Origin of the sequence: Daejeonella sp., assembly GCF_046590655.1 — a bacterium.
GTDB lineage: Bacteria > Bacteroidota > Bacteroidia > Sphingobacteriales > Sphingobacteriaceae > Daejeonella.
On sequence record NZ_JBKJUM010000043.1, the window covers coordinates 1 to 17,298 of the forward strand.

At 39.5% G+C, this 17,298-nt stretch carries 17 protein-coding genes; 5 read left to right on the forward strand and 12 right to left on the reverse strand.

The window, feature by feature from the left end:
• The first annotated feature begins 17 nt into the window (after positions 1 to 17).
• Positions 18 to 152, forward strand: a complete 135-nt coding sequence (locus ACLL8Z_RS05115) for a universal stress protein (RefSeq protein WP_411273704.1) — start codon at positions 18 to 20, stop codon at positions 150 to 152.
• 260 nt (positions 153 to 412) lie between these two features.
• Here ACLL8Z_RS05115 and ACLL8Z_RS05120 read toward each other — a convergent pair whose 3' ends face one another.
• Together ACLL8Z_RS05120 and ACLL8Z_RS05125 are read right to left on the reverse strand one after the other, a co-directional pair.
• Complete coding sequence (locus tag ACLL8Z_RS05120; RefSeq protein WP_411273688.1) at positions 413 to 868, reverse strand: thioredoxin family protein; 456 nt, start codon at positions 866 to 868, stop codon at positions 413 to 415.
• A gap of 1 nt (position 869) precedes the next feature.
• Complete coding sequence (locus ACLL8Z_RS05125) at positions 870 to 3,155, reverse strand: TonB-dependent receptor (protein WP_411273689.1); 2,286 nt, start codon at positions 3,153 to 3,155, stop codon at positions 870 to 872.
• Positions 3,156 to 3,384: 229 nt separating this feature from the next.
• Here ACLL8Z_RS05125 and smpB point away from each other — a divergent pair, with 229 nt between their 5' ends.
• The gene (gene smpB, locus ACLL8Z_RS05130; protein ID WP_411273690.1) at positions 3,385 to 3,834 is read left to right on the forward strand and encodes an SsrA-binding protein SmpB; all 450 of its coding nucleotides are present in this window, start codon (positions 3,385 to 3,387) and stop codon (positions 3,832 to 3,834) included.
• Positions 3,835 to 3,942: 108 nt separating this feature from the next.
• Here smpB and ACLL8Z_RS05135 read toward each other — a convergent pair whose 3' ends face one another.
• The 3 genes from ACLL8Z_RS05135 to ACLL8Z_RS05145 all read right to left on the reverse strand — a co-directional run bounded on the left by ACLL8Z_RS05135 (position 3,943) and on the right by ACLL8Z_RS05145 (position 7,574).
• Positions 3,943 to 4,599, reverse strand: coding sequence for a protein-L-isoaspartate(D-aspartate) O-methyltransferase (locus tag ACLL8Z_RS05135; RefSeq protein ID WP_411273691.1), 657 nt, complete (start codon positions 4,597 to 4,599; stop codon positions 3,943 to 3,945).
• A 105-nt stretch (positions 4,600 to 4,704) separates the two neighbouring features.
• Positions 4,705 to 7,188, reverse strand: a complete 2,484-nt coding sequence (gene priA / locus ACLL8Z_RS05140) for a primosomal protein N' (RefSeq protein WP_411273692.1) — start codon at positions 7,186 to 7,188, stop codon at positions 4,705 to 4,707.
• A complete protein-coding gene (locus tag ACLL8Z_RS05145; RefSeq protein ID WP_411273693.1) occupies positions 7,188 to 7,574 on the reverse strand; it encodes a DUF423 domain-containing protein in 387 nt (128 codons plus the stop codon). The genes priA and ACLL8Z_RS05145 overlap by 1 nt, the downstream gene beginning before the upstream one ends.
• A gap of 253 nt (positions 7,575 to 7,827) precedes the next feature.
• Between ACLL8Z_RS05145 and ACLL8Z_RS05150 the strand changes: the two genes are divergently transcribed.
• The gene (locus tag ACLL8Z_RS05150) at positions 7,828 to 9,438 is read left to right on the forward strand and encodes a hypothetical protein (protein WP_411273694.1); all 1,611 of its coding nucleotides are present in this window, start codon (positions 7,828 to 7,830) and stop codon (positions 9,436 to 9,438) included.
• 41 nt (positions 9,439 to 9,479) lie between these two features.
• The gene (locus tag ACLL8Z_RS05155) at positions 9,480 to 10,892 is read left to right on the forward strand and encodes a DUF5723 family protein (RefSeq protein WP_411273695.1); all 1,413 of its coding nucleotides are present in this window, start codon (positions 9,480 to 9,482) and stop codon (positions 10,890 to 10,892) included.
• Positions 10,893 to 10,978: 86 nt separating this feature from the next.
• On the opposite strand, the gene tsaB is transcribed toward ACLL8Z_RS05155, so the two are convergent.
• The 5 genes from tsaB to mscL all read right to left on the reverse strand — a co-directional run bounded on the left by tsaB (position 10,979) and on the right by mscL (position 13,055).
• Positions 10,979 to 11,662: a tRNA (adenosine(37)-N6)-threonylcarbamoyltransferase complex dimerization subunit type 1 TsaB gene (gene tsaB, locus ACLL8Z_RS05160; RefSeq protein WP_411273696.1), complete on the reverse strand. Its 684-nt coding sequence runs from the start codon at positions 11,660 to 11,662 to the stop codon at positions 10,979 to 10,981.
• Positions 11,663 to 11,680: 18 nt separating this feature from the next.
• Positions 11,681 to 11,917, reverse strand: coding sequence for a membrane protein insertion efficiency factor YidD (yidD, locus tag ACLL8Z_RS05165; RefSeq protein ID WP_411273697.1), 237 nt, complete (start codon positions 11,915 to 11,917; stop codon positions 11,681 to 11,683).
• Entirely contained in the window at positions 11,907 to 12,302 is a 396-nt protein-coding gene (locus tag ACLL8Z_RS05170) for a ribonuclease P protein component (RefSeq protein WP_411273698.1), read from the reverse strand. Before ACLL8Z_RS05170 ends, yidD begins: the two co-directional genes overlap by 11 nt.
• Positions 12,303 to 12,379: 77 nt before the next feature.
• Positions 12,380 to 12,538 (reverse strand): 50S ribosomal protein L34, encoded by a 159-nt coding sequence (gene rpmH / locus ACLL8Z_RS05175; protein WP_411273699.1) that lies wholly within the window; start codon positions 12,536 to 12,538, stop codon positions 12,380 to 12,382.
• A gap of 103 nt (positions 12,539 to 12,641) precedes the next feature.
• The gene (gene mscL / locus ACLL8Z_RS05180; RefSeq protein ID WP_411273700.1) at positions 12,642 to 13,055 is read right to left on the reverse strand and encodes a large-conductance mechanosensitive channel protein MscL; all 414 of its coding nucleotides are present in this window, start codon (positions 13,053 to 13,055) and stop codon (positions 12,642 to 12,644) included.
• A gap of 164 nt (positions 13,056 to 13,219) precedes the next feature.
• Here mscL and rpoN point away from each other — a divergent pair, with 164 nt between their 5' ends.
• The gene (gene rpoN / locus ACLL8Z_RS05185; protein ID WP_411273701.1) at positions 13,220 to 14,692 is read left to right on the forward strand and encodes an RNA polymerase factor sigma-54; all 1,473 of its coding nucleotides are present in this window, start codon (positions 13,220 to 13,222) and stop codon (positions 14,690 to 14,692) included.
• 136 nt (positions 14,693 to 14,828) lie between these two features.
• On the opposite strand, the gene ACLL8Z_RS05190 is transcribed toward rpoN, so the two are convergent.
• Both ACLL8Z_RS05190 and ACLL8Z_RS05195 read right to left on the reverse strand, forming a co-directional pair.
• Entirely contained in the window at positions 14,829 to 15,842 is a 1,014-nt protein-coding gene (locus ACLL8Z_RS05190) for a type IX secretion system membrane protein PorP/SprF (RefSeq protein ID WP_411273702.1), read from the reverse strand.
• Between the two features lie 169 nt (positions 15,843 to 16,011).
• Positions 16,012 to 17,298 (reverse strand): PKD domain-containing protein (locus tag ACLL8Z_RS05195; protein ID WP_411273703.1); only part of this gene is annotated, 1,287 nt, incomplete at its 5' end.

The window sequence follows — 17,298 nt, forward strand, 5'->3', positions numbered from 1 at the left end:
CGAAAGCAATTTCTCAACTGGTTGAAACTAAAAATCTGGATCTCCTGGTAATGGGAGCGCATGGCCACAAAGGCATCAGTGACCTAATATTCGGAACGACGGTGGAGACCGTGAGACATAATGTAAGCATTCCAATCCTAATAATTAAATAAGCAGATCAAACGAGCAAGTCAGGGAAGAGTAGATGTTTCCACGGTATATTAGGAATGGGGGTAGCTTAATTTACTGTTATTGTATATTTAAATGACCGACCATTTTTAATTTGCAAATCAATGCAGTCCGGTAAAAAGTGTTTTGGACATAGTTATTCTTTTCGCTTCGAAAACTTAAAAATAACCAGAAAAGAGAGCTTACGCTCCCTCTTTAGTTCCCAAAAAATATTTTAACCGAACAACAGTGACTCCTGCTTTTGCTAATTCTCAGAAATCTTCGTTAATATATATTCCATGGCTTGGGAAGATAAAAAACCATCATATTGGTAAATCATCTCATTCTTTGCGTTAAGTATGCAAAGCGTTGGATAAGAAACCTGGCCGTTCACAGTAGCAAGTTCCTTCGCTAGTTCATTCACTCCTTGTTTAAATTTGAATTCTCGCCCGGCAAAGAAGATATCTTTCTTTTCTTCGGCATCCAGAAATAAGGTATAAAACTTATCACGGAGTAACAGAGAAACTTTTCTGTTTTTGAGCATGGTATTTTGCATAGCATGACAATACTTGCACCAGTCTGTCTTAATCAAAATGACAACATTCTTGCTCTCAATAGTCTGCAGAGCCTTTAACTCTTCAAATTGCAAAAGTTTATTCTGGCCCCTGACATTTATAATCGAGAGGGAAAAAATCAAGGCTATTCCCAGGTTTTTATACATCTTATTTAATCGTTAGCCTTACACCCAGGAAGCCTCGGATTCCCTGGTTAGGTGCATAGACGTATCCCGGATCGAAAGTTAGAGCGTAGGGGTTAGCAGGAGTAGGAATAACATTCCCAACTCCATCGGTTTGCACATTCTTGTCAAAAGGGTCGCTACTCCTGGCTATAAGAAATGGTTCCGATCTTCCGGGCGTCCAGTTAAGGAGGTTTTTAACACCCCCGTAAATTTCAATCTCTTTCAAGCCTGTGTAGGTGAATTGTATGTTTTGCAGGCTCCACACTGGTGATAATCCACTTCGCGGATCTGATATACTCAATCGCGGTAATCGCATTGGCCCATAGATGTTGCCCGTGTAGTCCAGACCCAGGTTTAATTTCTCAAGTTTATAGGAAATGCCCCAGGTACCGGTCCATTTTTCAGTTAACATCGGCCTTGTTCTTTGCGACAAGGTTTCATTCTTAGAAAACACATCTAAAAACGAACCGCCGGCTATTACTTTCAAGCCGTTAGTGAATACCATATCAAAATTGGCACTCAAGCCCCGGGAAACTGCGTATCCTTCAAGATTACTGTAGATGATCTGGTTGGCATTACTTATGTAATCTGGTATGATCTGATTATTAAAATGAGTATACCATGCCGAAGCGTCCAGGTTAATAAAACTGCCTCCGCTAAAATTGATCTTTTTAATAAAATTCAGATTGGCATTGTAACTCCTTTCAGGCCTAAGTTCTTCGGTCACAATTACCTCTCTGGAACCTGTAAGAGCTGCATGTTCTTCAGTAAATAAGCTAACAACCCGAAATCCTGTACCCGCATTAAGGCGAAGAATATTGTTTTCGCTTAGGATCCACTTATATGCAATTCTTGGCGTTAGAATGTTTCCATGTACTGAGTTATAATCATATCTCATTCCAAGCAATATTTTATGATTTTCGTTAAGAGTTATCTCATCCTGAACAAATCCTCCGGGCAGCCAAACTCTGTCAGCATTGTTTATCCCGTTAAACAAAGTAGTCGCAGGGGTATTGTCGTCATAAAATGTATAGCGCAGGGCGGTGCCAAAAAGCAGATCGTGATTCTTAATTTTTTTATCCCAGGTCAACTGACCAAATGCGATCTTTTGACGTGCACCATAAATTGTACTGCCATAAACCGAATTCTGTGCATGGTCATTCAAGGAAAAAGCCAGAGTCATTGCTTCTCTTACGGGCAGCTGATAGGAGCCCAGCAGTTCCCAGCGGTTTGTGTAAATACTTTCCGCATATCTGTCGGAACCTCCCCGGTATGAAGGGTTCCAGGTTACATCTCCACCCCACCTGTCTTCATAATTATATCGTGCTGCCAAACTGAACTGCCTGTTTTCTTTTCGCAAAAAATTCCACTTTTGGAAAAGTGAAACCCTGTCCTGCTGAGTAACGTCTGTGAAGTTATCCCCGTTATTATCGATCCTGTTACCATATTTAAAATAGTTGATGCCGGTCAATACTTCGGCCTTTTTTCCAGCGGGGAACTTGAAACCGACATCGGTATTTACTTCACCCCAGGACGTGGTAAACACATCCCCAGAAAATATGGGTGCATTTTGCGGTTTCCGGGTAATTATGTTTATTAAGCCTCCAACAGCCTCCGACCCGTAGAGAGAAGATGCAGGGCCCTTTACAATCTCAACCCGCTCGATCAAGGCGTTTGGTATGCCAGAAAGACCATAAACAGACGAAAGTCCACTGACGATAGGCATGCCGTCAATTAGGATCATAGTATAAGGTCCTTCCAGCCCGTTAATATGAATGTCGCCGGTATTACAAATATTGCAGTTCAGTTGCGGCCTGACGCCGTTTACATTTTGGAGTGCATCAAATACTGAAGGTGTAGGGTTTTTTCTAAAAAATGCAGGGCTGTATACTTCAACGGGAACAGGGCTAGCGAGACGGCTCACCTCTTTCATAGTGCCGGTTACAACTACCTCATTTAAAGACGCAGTTTCGGCGGGAAGAAGGATAAAATTTGCATCAATGCTTTGACCTGATTCAATAGTTACGGACTTACTTTGCGTTTTATAACCTAAATAAGATACCACAATAGTATATTTTCCCGAAGCCAACCCTTCTATCCTAAATCTGCCTGCAGAATCAGAGGAAGTTCCAAACTTAGAATTCTGAACCGACACGGTCGCAAACGAAATTGGCTGTAAAGATCTAACCGTTCCATTCACAATTCCAGTCTGCGAAAACCCATTTAAGGCACAAAGGGTCAAAATTATTAAAAATAAATATGATCTCATTGATTAGATTGATAAAAATAAATAACTAGATATTCAAAAAATATAATATTTAGATTCACAAAAATACTATTTTAGATTAACCTAAAAAAATTAATTATGTTTTATTATTAAAGTTATTTACCGAAGAGGTCGATATAGAAAATGCCATTGCCGGGCGGGCGTATAAATTGCTGATGCTTGCGGTTTTGCTTGTCAGATTTCTTTCTGATATTTGTGTTTTTAGAAAGTAATGGGAAGCGGAATAATTATTAAGAACAAAAAGGCACACTTCGAATATCATATTCTCGAAACATACACTGCGGGAATGAAGTTGCTGGGTACAGAAATTAAGTCGATCCGCGAGGGCAAGGCAGATATAAACGATGCATTCTGTGCTTTTCTGGATGGAAGTTTATACGTCAGGAATATGCAGATAGCGGAGTATTCACATGGTTCATTCTATAACCACGAAGCTAAACGCGACCGTGCCCTACTTTTAAACAAAAAGGAACTATCAAAGCTTCGTACCAAGATTGAAGAAAAAGGATTTACAATAATCCCACTGAAAATATTTACCAGCGACCGCGGCTTTGCAAAACTAGATATAGGACTGGCGCAGGGTAAAAAGATCTACGACAAGCGAGAAACTCTAAAAGACAGGGATGCAAAGGTTGAGATGGCTAGGGCAATGAAGCGGTAGTTAGTTGTAAGTTGTTAGGCTGAAGGCATACCTTAACGCTGTGTGTCTTCTGTTTTCAGAAATAAGTTCTGAAAACATTTGCCCTATCTAACAACGGACCATTAACAACTACCAAGCCTGCTCCCCTACCAGCGGTACAAACCTAAACGTGTCCAGCGAAATTTTCTCATAATCGTTTTCACTTACCCTCAATACAGTAATCATTTTCTGAGATTTTTCGTCTCCAACAGGAATTACAAGGATACCTCCAATTCTTAACTGTTTAAGCAGAATCTGCGGAACCAGGGGTGCTCCTGCCGTTACAATAATTTTGTCATATGGAGCATACTCCGGTATTCCTTTTGAGCCGTCTCCAAAAAAAAAATCAGGCTTATATCCCATATGTGGCAACACCTGGATTGTGCGGTTATATAAATTTTCCTGTCTTTCAATCGTATAGACTTTGGCTCCTAATTCCAAAAGGATACATGATTGATAGCCGGAACCTGTACCTATCTCCAGAACTTTGTCATCTTTTTTGATATGCAAAAGCTCAGTTTGGTATGCAACTGTATAGGGCTGAGAAATGGTTTGTCCATTTCCAATTGGGAATGCAATATCTTTATAAGCCTGCTCCCAAAAAGTTTCGTCAAAAAAATAATGGCGCGGTACTTTGCCTATTGCTCTCAGAACCTTCTCATCACTAATACCCTTATCCTTAAGCTTTTCAACCAGCTTTTTCCGAGCTCCACGCTCACGATAATTATCAATTAACTTATGCGCCATTTCAATAGTAAAAATAGGCTTAAGGTTGGATATTGGGGAAATTAAATTTGAAAAGGTTAAGGTTTAATGTACGAAGGATAAGATATGAGGTTGTCAACTTCCAACTCAATAAGGGTCTACATCAGTTTGAATATAAACTCCCTTATTCGCAGGATCGGTATCAAAGCTTGTAAGAATATCGCGTAAAGCATCTTTGATCTTCTGAACTGAGACTCCTTCCTTTTCAACTTTAATGAGAATAGTTTGTATATAGTAATTTCTAATCCTGCTTATTAATGGAGCTTCCGGCCCCAAAATTCGGTCGGCAAACTGGGAGCGAAGTGTCCGGGCCAGCGAGGCAGCGATTGTTACTAGTTTTGAAGCGTCTTTATGTTTGACATCCAACTGGATAAGCCTGTAAAGAGGAGGATAATGAAAATTTCGACGCTCAAGGATTTCCGCATCAAACATTTCTTCATAAGCATTTCTTACTACCTGGCTAATTACCCGATGGGATATGTCATATGCCTGGATAATAACTTTACCCTGCTTAGCCCTTCTCCCGGCTCGGCCGGAGACTTGCGAAAGCATCTGGAAACTTCTTTCAAAGGCCCTGAAGTCCGGGTAATTAAGCATGCTATCGGCACTAATAATCCCAATAGTGGTCACGTTGCCAAAGTCGAGTCCTTTGGCTACCATTTGTGTCCCCACCAGAATGTCGATGCGACCTTCTTCAAAATCGTTGATTAATAACTGAAAACTGTTTCGGGTGCGGGTGGAATCAAGATCCATTCGCGCGATCCGGGCATTCTCGAACAGAAGCTGAAGTTCATCTTCGATCTTTTCTGTTCCAAATCCTTTTTGCTCAATTTTTACGGACCCGCATGCCGGACATGTATTTAATACCTCCTGCTTATATCCACAATAATGGCAATGGAGCTTTGCACTGCTTTTGTGAAAGGTCAGGCTCACATCACAATTAATACACTTGGGTGTGTAACCGCAGGTAGTGCATAAAAGAACTGGTGTGTAACCTCGTCGGTTTTGAAAGAGAATTACCTGTTCGTTTTTTGAAAGGGCTTGCGTAATCTCATTCATGAGCACCGAGGTAAAATGAGATTGCATGGTTTTACGCTTTGTTTCATCGGCTATGCTTACGACTTCAATCTGCGGTGACAGTACTCCACCAAATCGCCCTTTAAGGGTTACAAATCCATATTTCTTGATTTTTGAGTTATAGAAACTTTCGAGACTCGGAGTGGCTGATCCTAAAACGATCTTTGCCTTATGCAAGTGTGCAAGATAAATCGCTGTGTCGCGCGCATGATATCTTGGCGCGGGATCGTATTGTTTATAAGATGATTCGTGCTCTTCATCAACTATTATCAACCCCAGGTTTCGGAAAGGAAGAAATACGGCTGAACGCGCACCCAATACCATCTTATAATCTCCTTTCAGCACCTTTTGCCATACTTCTGCTCTTTCCGCATCATTAAATTTGGAGTGATAGATTCCCACCTGATTTCCAAAGTACTCACGTAAACGTTCAATAACCTGAGTAGTTAGCGCTATTTCCGGTAAAAGATAAAGGATTTGCTTCTGCTGTAAGAGCATTTGTTCAATTAGACGGATATAGATCTGCGTCTTACCCGAAGAAGTTTCGCCATATAATAAAACAACGTCCTTTTCTAGAAATTGAGTTTGGATATGCTGCAATGCATTCTCCTGTGCATCGTTAAGCTCGAATTTCAGGAAGGTCTCAATTTCCTCAGCACTTAGCCGGCTAACTATTTTATCTTCCTGCAAAAATATCTCTTTGTCCAGAAGAGCTTTTAGAGCTGAGGAACCGCCTCCGCTTGTTTCTAAAAGATCAGTTTTAGAAATTTCCGGCTGATATTTTTCGAGTTTATAATAGGCCAGTAAAAGTTCCAGTTGCTTTGGCGCCCGTTCTAAGACATCGAATAGAGTTTTGCGATTCGCGGGATCTTGGTAGACCGGATTTAATTTTATAAACGACTTTTTGCGAGGTTTAAATTTTTCGGTGATTTCTTCCGAAATCACAATTATGTTCTTTTCAAAAAGTGCTCGCAGCAGGGGAAAAACTGTCTTTTGACCAAGCAACTTGCTTATATCGCTCACCCTTAGTTCAGAATGTAGTTCCAAGGCATCCAAAATTAAGAATTCCTTATCTGTGAGGCTGGCCTTATCAAATTCCGCTGAATGATTTAAACTAACCTTAGTTTCGCTGGCAAGCTTCAAAGCAGCTGGTAAAGCAGCCTGCATAACTTCACCCAAAAAACACATGTAATATTCTGATATCCAGTTCCATAGCGAAAGCTGGAATTGATTAACTATGGGTTCCTCATCAAGAACATCAATTATATATTTTGCTTCATAAAGAGATGGAGGAATTTCAGAAATCTTATTAATTATGGCCGTGTAGATTTTACTTTTCCCAAACTGAACTACTACACGTTTTCCTACTTGCACGAGTTTATCTATCTCAAAAGGTACCCGATAGGTATAAGTTTTTGAAATAGCCAGAGGTAAAATTACCTCCACAAAGAGGGTTTTCCGTGCGTTGTCCCGCGTCTCGTAAAATTCAAGCATTACCTATTCTTGATAGTAGCGACTAAAAGGCTTATCCAGCCAAGAATAAAAAACAGCCCACCGATAGGTGTAAGTGGCCCAAGCAGGCCGACGCTGGTTATATTAAGGATACTTTTTGCAGATAATAAATACAATGAACCGGAGAAAAACAAAATACCAAACGTAAAAAACCATGAAGCTGCATTGATCGCTTTGCTTCTAAACCTCGAAAACGTAGCCAGGAAAAGAAGGGCAAGAGTATGATAAAATTGATATTGGACAGCTGTACTCCATGTATTTAACTCATCAGCATTAATTAATTTCTTAAGACTATGGGCGCCAAATGCTCCCAATATGACGGCCAGGATTCCAAACACCGAAGCGAAAATAATTATCCTTTTATTCATATGCTTAGTTTATGATGCTAAAATAACCTTCCTGTATCTAGCATACAAATTCGCCTGATAATTTATGCAGGAAGGGCCAATAACTGACTTTATAACTAAGCAATTCTTCTGCATAGATATAAAAGGCTAATTTTATAAACGGCAGTACTGAGGGACCTGCATGAGCGCATTGCTCAGGCAAAATGATATACAATTTATTTAAGCTCTGTCCGCAGGCCGGCAGCGTCATTGCTGCGGTAAAACAAAAATCCAAATGAAAATAATTCTTGGAATTACAACTGTTTTATTACTTGCTGTATTTACCGTAGCCTATTTATACTTTTCTAACTTAACAGGCGACAGCAGAAGCAATAGTAAAACTTTGGCAGCTATACCCGCTGACGCCTCTGTTGTATTAAATTTTTCTAATGACAAGAGTCTTTATGAAATTTTTAAAGACTACACCATTTTTGATGGAATTACAGGAAACCGTACAAAGCAGGAATTACATTGGTTAAAGAGTTTATTTCTGGACAACCGGGAACTCGCTGGTGCAACTCAGGGACAAAAGGTTTTTTTGTCATTCCATCCAATGACTTCAGACAGTCTGAACTTCTTATGGGTGATGCCCATACTGGAGGATATTAAATTGGAAGATGTGGAGGATATACTCCAAAAGCAGCATAATAATCGAATAAGAACCGCGAACGAAACTGGTATATCAATACTTGAAATCACCAACACTGAAATACCAAGGACCTTTTATATTGGGATTGATCGTAGCATTGTCAGAGGAAGTTTTTCGAAACCGCTTTTGGTTGAAAGCCTTGATAATACTGCCAAAAAATTAAACAAGGAATTTATCAAAGAAATTAACAATGCAGTCCAAAGTAATAATGATGCTTTAGCAAGCCTTTTTATCAACCACAATAATCCTGGATTTTTAAATGTCTTCTTCAAAGAGAATCCCGTTGGAAATTTTGGTCTGTTCGGTACCACCGCTGCTTTTTCAAGCCTAAATTTAAACTATAAAAGCGATGCTTTAATGTTCAATGGCCTAAGCCAAATAAAGGAACAGCATGATGGCTATCTTAACTTATTCCTGAAGCAGCAGCCCGTAAAAAACACGATTAAAAAAATTATCCCATATAATTTATCAAATGCAATTTGTTTTGGATTGTCGGATTACGAGCAGTTTAATACCGGCCTTAAACGACTTTTCGGGATTAGAAAGGAGATTGCAGCATTAGATAAACAAATACAATTGATCACCAACGAAACTGGAGTAAACCCTGATCGCGACATAAAAAAACTATGGGGAAATGAGTTCTGCAATATTCAACTTTCGACCTATGAAAATCTTGCCATAATTAGGGTGTCGAACGGTCGGCAATTAAAGTTTTTTTTTGAACCACTAAGCGCCTCATATTCTGAAGAAGTGAGAAAGATGAATTATGAAAATATTTTCTATTATTATTTTGGCGATCCTCTGAAAAAATATAATAAGCCATTCTTTGCTGTTACAGATAATCTTGCGATAATTTCAAATTCTCCTGGCACCGTTCAACGATTTTTAAATGATTATAACAATGATCGATTTTTGTCGCAGAATACTTCATTTAACAGATTTGACCAGCTAGTAGCGGACCAGAGCAATATCTCATTTCTCCTGCAACTAAAGAATTCCGGGAGCCTTTTGAAAACCCTGCTAAAAAAAGAGTATTCAGATATACTTGAAAGTAAGGAGTATAGAATTAAAAATTTTTATGGAATCTCTTATCAGCTCACGAGTAACACCGATCACTTTTTCACAAATTTCTATACCGGCTATGAGAATGCAACAGCTGCTTCTGCGGATACGCTCGTATATAATAAAGATAATTAATCGTTTAATTGCAACTAACAATACACTTTAAACTTGCATACTTGAAAAAGGCCCTTTGCTTATTCCTCGTTATTAACTGTTCCATTACTGTGTCAGCGCAGCAGTTTAATCTGTATAATAGCCGTACGCTTTATGACGTCTTTGAGAATCCTTCACAAAGCGCTTACCAAATCGATACCAGTCGTAGAATAGCTTTCAATTTTTTTATCCCAACAGTTACGGCTAATGCTACTGCAAATGGGTCAGAAAATGCTGCTATTAAAACATTATTGTATAACGGAAGAGTTGATGGACGAAATATTGCGATCGAGCAAAACAAGTTTAACACAATAGCTTTCAACACCAACAACTATATAGCAATGATACGGGTTTTGCATACTGTAAAAAAATCTCAGGAAATAGGCCTTTCCTGGCAAATCAGGGATGACGGTAGAATTAAAGTAACGAATGAAACGCTTGCCGCATTTGATGATTATGACCTGTTTGACGATGTGTCATCAGCAAATGGTTTTTTTAATAACAAAGGTTATAATCAGTCTTATCACCAGTTTGGATTAACATACCGTCAAGACGTAACCAAGAGATTATCTATAGGGGCAAAAGGAAGTTTACTGAGTGGAATTACGTATACTGCTTTTAAGGTTAAGGAGTCCGATTTTGCTATCGACCAAGAAGAAGATATAATAAATGTATCAATCCTGGGCAATTTACGATCAAGCTTTTTATTTGATAATTTGGAGTCAAAATCGTTCAGGCCTAACTTCAAAAGCCCAGGTCTGTCTCTTACAGCGGGTGCCAGTTACAAGCTCCGTAATGGATGGTTCGCAATGGGCAATTTAAAGGACATTGGCTTCATCAAATGGAACAAGAACTCATTCGATTATAATTTCAATGCAGTAAATATCGAAGTTGACAATGCGTCAAGTTCTTCTACAGATGACAGGCTTTTAGACAGCCTGGACCAAAAAATCAGCAATAGCAGAACAAAAAGATCATATTTCAGTCTGCTAAATGGCAAGGCCGAAATACTTATCAATAAAAATTACGGAAATTACCAGCCAAATCTGATCATTTCAAAAAGTCTCTACTATGAAGGAGGAGACATAGTTCTTACTAACAATTATCATTACAGAAATTTTGTTGCTACGGCTTCTGCGGGCTACAATACCAACCGATATCTGGCAATCGGAGGTCAGCTTATGGTGAAATCGCCAAATGCTGAATTTTTTATTGGGAGCGATCATTTGCTGAAAAGCCTCGAAATGATCAAATATGCACGCGACCAAACTCCTCCCTATTCCGGAGGTTATACCGGCGCTTCTTTTTACATGGGCTTTGGATTGAAATTCGGACGCATACTTGAACATCCGGCAAATGCCAATTTCATACCAGGGATGAACGAGCCCTGGGGGACGAGATTTCTTAGGAGGATATTTAGAAAGAAGGAGAAATAAGATACAATTATCAAGTATCAGGTATCAAGACCTGGAGAATGCTGCTTGTGAATATTTTCTTCGATTAGGGAGATTTCCTGAAGAGGTCAGGATCTGGAAGTGCTCACAAAATCCTTTAAATAGAAAGGCTCGAAATACGCCATATTTTCTATTTCTCCATTGATTAATTTCTTGCAGGCAAGAGGTGCCATATGGGCTGCCGAGTTTACGAAATCCTGGAAAGATAAGTTAGATCTTTGTGAAAAAAGTTCTTTGAATTTTTCAGCACCATCACCAAATAAAATCAATTCCTTGTCGTGGAACTCCAGGAATGAGGAATCATCGATTATCTTAGCGTTCACATCCTCAACAATTGTAAGATCAGTCTTATAAATAGCGGTATAAACCTCCATTCTCCGGGCATCGATCATTGGTATAAGATAGGCTGATTTTTTTACCTCCAGCACCTTTACTAAGCCCTCAGCCATAGACTGCAACGTATTAACGCTGATGAGGGGTATATCTAGCGCATAGCATAAACCCTTGGCCGTAGATACGCCGATTCTTAATCCAGTATATGAACCTGGTCCTTTGCTGACGGCAATTGCATCAAGGTCTGCGTATTCTTTACCTGAGTATTCCATCACTTCATCTATGAATATAGTGATATGACTCGTGTGGATATTTCTTTCGTTTGCCTCTTTTATAGCGATAACTTTGGCTCCTTCACTCAGCGCCACTGAACAAGAAGTGGTTGAAGTCTCGATAAGCAGTATAAGTGGTTCGTTCATATAATATTTATAATTTGCTCAGGGAACAGGATCATGTCCATGACCACCCCATGGATTGCATCTGCCAATGCGTATTAAAGTCAACCAACCGCCTTTAAAAGGTCCGTGTTTCGAAATCGCTTCAACACCGTAATGTGAACAGGTTGGCGTAAACCGACATGATTTACCCAGTATGGGAGATAGCAAATACTGGTAGAGCCGTATAATAGACAGAAATACTGCAGCAAAAATTGGTTTTATCACCTTATTCCACATGGCTTTCCAGATATACCTTTTTAAGTTTTAGAATTGCCGCAATAAATTTCTTTTCCATGAATGAATACTCCCCAATCTCATTCCCGATATAGTTAATACCAAGAATCATTGTAACAGAATGTTCAGTCAGAAAAGGATATAACAGTTCAGATTTCTGAAGCCTGTAGATCTCACGTATCCTGCGTTTTAACAGGTTTCGATCAACTGCTCGTTTAAATTTCTTCTTCGGGACACTGATTAATACCTGTAACGGCATCTCAGTTGCCAGGGTTTCAGTAAGCCAGACAATACGAAAAGGATATAATAAAAAAGAAGAACCGTTATGAAAAAGCTTATCGATAAGCTTTACACTACATAACCGTTCTTCTTTACTAAAACTGTACATTTTGATTGCTATTTAGCCTGATTAACAAGCAGATTTTGATCTGCACTATTCGTAAAGGCTACGAATAACAAACAAAATTAGGCTTTATGACGACGCTCGTCAGAAACAGATAATCTTCTTCTACCTTTAGCTCTTCTTGAAGCTAAAACTCTTCTTCCGTTTGCACTGCTCATACGCTCTCTAAATCCGTGCTTATTTCTTCTTTTTCTTTGAGAAGGCTGGAATGTTCTTTTCATGACTTTTAATCTATTGTTGCTCTAAAAAACAGGAGTGCAAATATAAGGTTGATTTTTCACAAATCAAACAGCAGATTAAAAAAAAGCTTTCACTGTTTGTATTTCAGCCGCGTTGATTTCTTAATATATCTCTGATTTCACTCAGGAGCATTTCTTCTTTACTTGGAAGCGGAGGAGCTGCAGGCACTGCATCCTCTTTGCGTCTGAGTGTATTTATCACTTTAACTAGTGCAAAAATACATAAAGCTACAACAAGGAATTGAATGAGGGTGTTTATGAAATTTCCATATCGCACCGCAACTTCCTGAATTTTATTGACAGTATCAGCCGGGACAAGTATGATTTTTCTATCCGCAAAATCTACGCCGCCAAAAAAATACCCAATCTGTGGCATTATGATATCATCTACCAGAGATGTGATAATCCGTCCAAATGATGCTCCAATTACAACACCAACCGCCAGGTCAATCACATTACCTTTGGATATAAATTCCCTAAATTCTTTTATAAATGACATAAATAATAATTTACTTTATTATCTGATTAAATCTAAAATATGTTTAAAATATTACAAACCAAAATAATTGAATATTGACCACAATTACACTATAACAGAGATATTTTCATGAAGTTTTATTCCATCCCACCATTATTATGTAATTTTACAATACATATCACAACATGTTAAGACAAAACCTTCAACAAAAGCTTCTCCAGAAACTTTCTCCTCAGCAGATCCAGTTCATTAAGCTCTTGCAGGTACCTACAGTCTCGCTCGACACCCGGATTAAAGAAGAACTGGAAGATAATCCGGCGCTGGAAGACCTGAGTCTTGCAAACATGAATGAGCCTGCAGAAGAGTATCCTGACCGGGATCCGGATGATGACAATTTCAATTCTGAAGACACTCAGGAGAGCATGGATGAATTTAATGTTGATGATTACCTTCAGGACGATAGTCTAAATGATTATGGCTCGAAATATGATCAGAATGGAGATGATGACGACGACCGAAAAGAAATTCCTATAGCTATTCAAAGCTCATTTTTCGAGAGTTTACAAGCGCAGCTTGATTTAGTTCCATTATCTGACAAGGACTTCCGTATCGGCCAGCAAATCATTGGAAGTTTGGATGATGATGGTTATTTGCGCAGACCTATAGGATCACTTGTTGATGATCTCGCATTTTCACAAAATGTTTTTGCCGAAGAAGATGAGCTTCTTGAATTGCTCAAGGTCATCCAATCATTTGACCCAGCCGGAGTCGGCGCCAGAGATCTTCAGGAATGCCTTCTGATACAGCTGCGAAAACGCGATCAATCACTTGTGATACAAAAAGCAATGATAGTTGTTGAAGAGTATCTGGACGAATTTACTAAAAAACATTACGACAAACTGGAGCGGTCATTGAATATGGACTCCGAAGAACTAAAAGATGTCGTAAATGAAATTCTAAAATTGAATCCCAAACCGGGTGATTCAAATGCGGTAACTACAAAACAGTTGCAGATCATTCCGGACTTTCATATTACTAATAATGACGGGGTGTTATTTCTTACATTGAATTCCCAAAATGCACCTGAATTACGAGTTAGCAGATCGTACCAGGAAATGTTTGAACATTATGACAAGACAGCTCAGAAAGATAAAAAACTGAAAGAAGCTGTACAGTTTGTAAAACAAAAACTGGATTCGGCCAAATGGTTTATTGATGCCATAAAACAGCGGCAGCAGACCTTGCTTAAGACGATGAATTCTATCATGAACTATCAGTATGAGTATTTCCTCACAGGTGACGATAAGAATTTGAGGCCAATGATACTCAAAGATATTGCCGACAGGATTGGAATGGATATTTCGACCGTTTCCAGGGTTGCCAATTCTAAATATGTACAAACCGAGTTCGGGACTTTCCTTTTGAAGTCTTTCTTTTCAGAAGCAATACAAATGGATAGCGGCGAAGAGGTGTCAAATAAAGAAGTTAAAAAAATTCTTGAAGAATGCATTGGAAAAGAAGACAAAAGACGTCCTTTGGCGGATGAAAAACTCACAGAGATCCTGAAAGAAAAGGGCTACAATATTGCGAGAAGAACGGTAGCTAAATATAGGGAAGCAATGAATATTCCGGTAGCGAGGCTTAGGAAGGAGTTGTAAACTGAAAGTTCCCAGTTGCCAGTTACCCGTTACCCGTTACCAGGCTGGACGGCAAAAAATAAGTTATATGGGCAATTTAATAGCGTTTAGGCTAGACGTTTAGCCTAACATCTGTTAACTGATAGCGGGTAACGGTTTACCAACTCTTTTGCGGGCAGCTAACCTTATACCTGTTATTCAAAAATACTCCTAACACAATTTCGTGTGAACCGTTGCTAACTGCATTTAAGCCCGACGTAGTGAAATCATAAGAGTAACCGAGATTCATAAAAGAACCGACATTAAATCCCGCAATTGCAGAAAAAGCATCCCCCTTTCTATAGCTGGCGCCCATCCAGAATTTATCTCTGTAAGCCAGTTTCATATTCACATCAATAGAAGCTGGAACGGGAGACACAATTTTAACCATAGCTGAGGGCATAGCTGCAAAATCATCTCCAAGATAAACTTTATACCCTGCTGAGATAAAAACGTGAGGCACCTTTTTACCCTGATTATAGGATGCATCGTCGCTAAATCCTATAGGACTTGACAGAAGCTGTTGCGTGGCCACACCTGCAAAGTATCTTGGACCATAAAGCCATACTCCCGCACTCAGGTCAGGCTTGAGCTGATCGTAGTTGCCCGTGCCGATGGCTTGATCGATGGGATTTTCCAAAGTGATTTTGGAGCGGTCAAGATAAATCTTTGACACACCCGCAGCAACGCCTAAAGACAGATTTACGTTTGAGCTTATACCCAAATGGTAAGCATAGGTAGCATTTACATCTGTACGTGAAATAGGCCCGGCCTTATCTGAAACAGCATGAAATCCAATCCCATGATGGGGTTCGGAAGCCATATAGGTTTGCACATAACTTCTGCTATTGGGATTGGTACCCCCAGCCTGAGGTACTGAAGTTGAAGTCCCATAGAGAAAATTTTTACCCAAGGGTGCGTGAATAGAAATATATGAAGTCTCAGGCGCACCATCTAATCCCTGCCATTGACTCCTATAGCCTGCTTTTACATCAATGTAATTTTCTATACCTGAAATGGCCGGGTTAAGAATAAAGTTATTGAAAATATATTGGGTGTATTGCGGACGCTGTTGAGTATACGCAAATTGAATACATCCGAGCAACAGAATCAGGGGTAAAAGTTTCTTCATTAATCAATTATTGAGCATTCAATACACACCGGCATTTGCTATCCAAGTTAATAGGGCACTCTATCCAGCATATATACCATTTTTATTGTTTATGTAACTTTCTATTTGGAAATTTATTGTCTTTAAACCCTATTAAACACATACGTAATAAATTGATTTACAGTATATCCTACCTTAGAATTGTAACCCATCCGGTATAGACCGGTATGCTCAGTTTAGGATCGATAACATAATAGTATGTGCCCACTGGCAGATCACTTCCATTTAATGTGCCATTCCAAGGCGTCTGGTACCCTATTGATGCATAAATCCTCATTCCAAACCTATTGAATATATCCACTCTAACCTCCGGATAGCTCTCGAGATACTCAATCTGCCAAACGTCATTCACCCCATCCCCATTTGGCGTGAAAGTATTCCTGATGATAGGCTTATCCACTATTTTTACAAGAATATCATCCGTGAGGACACATCCTTCGTCAGAAGTTACAGTTACACTGTATCGGGTATCTTTAATCGGTGAAGCTACGGGGTTTTTTACATCATCGCGATTCAGCCCTGTTGCGGGGCTCCATTTATACTGAAGATTTGTGCCTGTTGCATTAATATTGAAAGCAACCGAACCGCCCCGAATCATTATAAGGTCTGGCCCCGCTTCTAGTGTTGGAGTTGTTACATTGGCCGTTTGAGTGATAGTATCTGCACACCCGGTATTACTGGTTACGGTGAGAGTCACCTCAAAGTTTCCCCCTCTAGCGTACCGATGATCAAATGGTAAATTATCTACCCGGTCAAGTTTGGTACCGTCGCCAAAATTCCAGCTCCATTGAACGATTCTTCCGTTCGGAATAGTTGAATTGTCCGTAAAGGTAATATTGGTATTATTACAGCCGGGCTTCGACGAACTAAATGCTGCGACAGGCCGAGAATTAATAATAATGGTTTGCTTATATTCCACTACATCGCAACTAGTAGAGTTTTCCACAAGAAGTTTTGCAGTATAAGTTCCGGGACTAGCATAAGTGTGAAGCGGGTTCTTTTTGTTTGAGGTCTTCCCATCACCGAAATCCCAGCGCCATGCAGTTATTGGGTTCCCGTTGTCAATACTTTCATCTGTAAACTGAATCTCGCTTACAGCACAGAAATTTGTAGAAGTTTTAAATCTGGAAACTGGAGGGTCAAATACGTCCAGAATTAAATCAATCTGTTGTTCTGCTAATGCACATCCCCCGATCGATGGATATTTTGCCACTATTTTAATTGTTTTCTTACCAGCAGTCTGATAGGAGATTGTCCGCGGGAAATAATAATCATAGTATGTGGTTCCGTTCCTGACTACAGGTACAGAAGAGGTGATGTCTTGCTGCTCAACTGGACCGCCCGTTTCAAATTGCCATGTAAGGCTTAAAACAGGTGAGGTAAGAGTAACCTTTAAGTTAAATGGTTCCTTACTGCA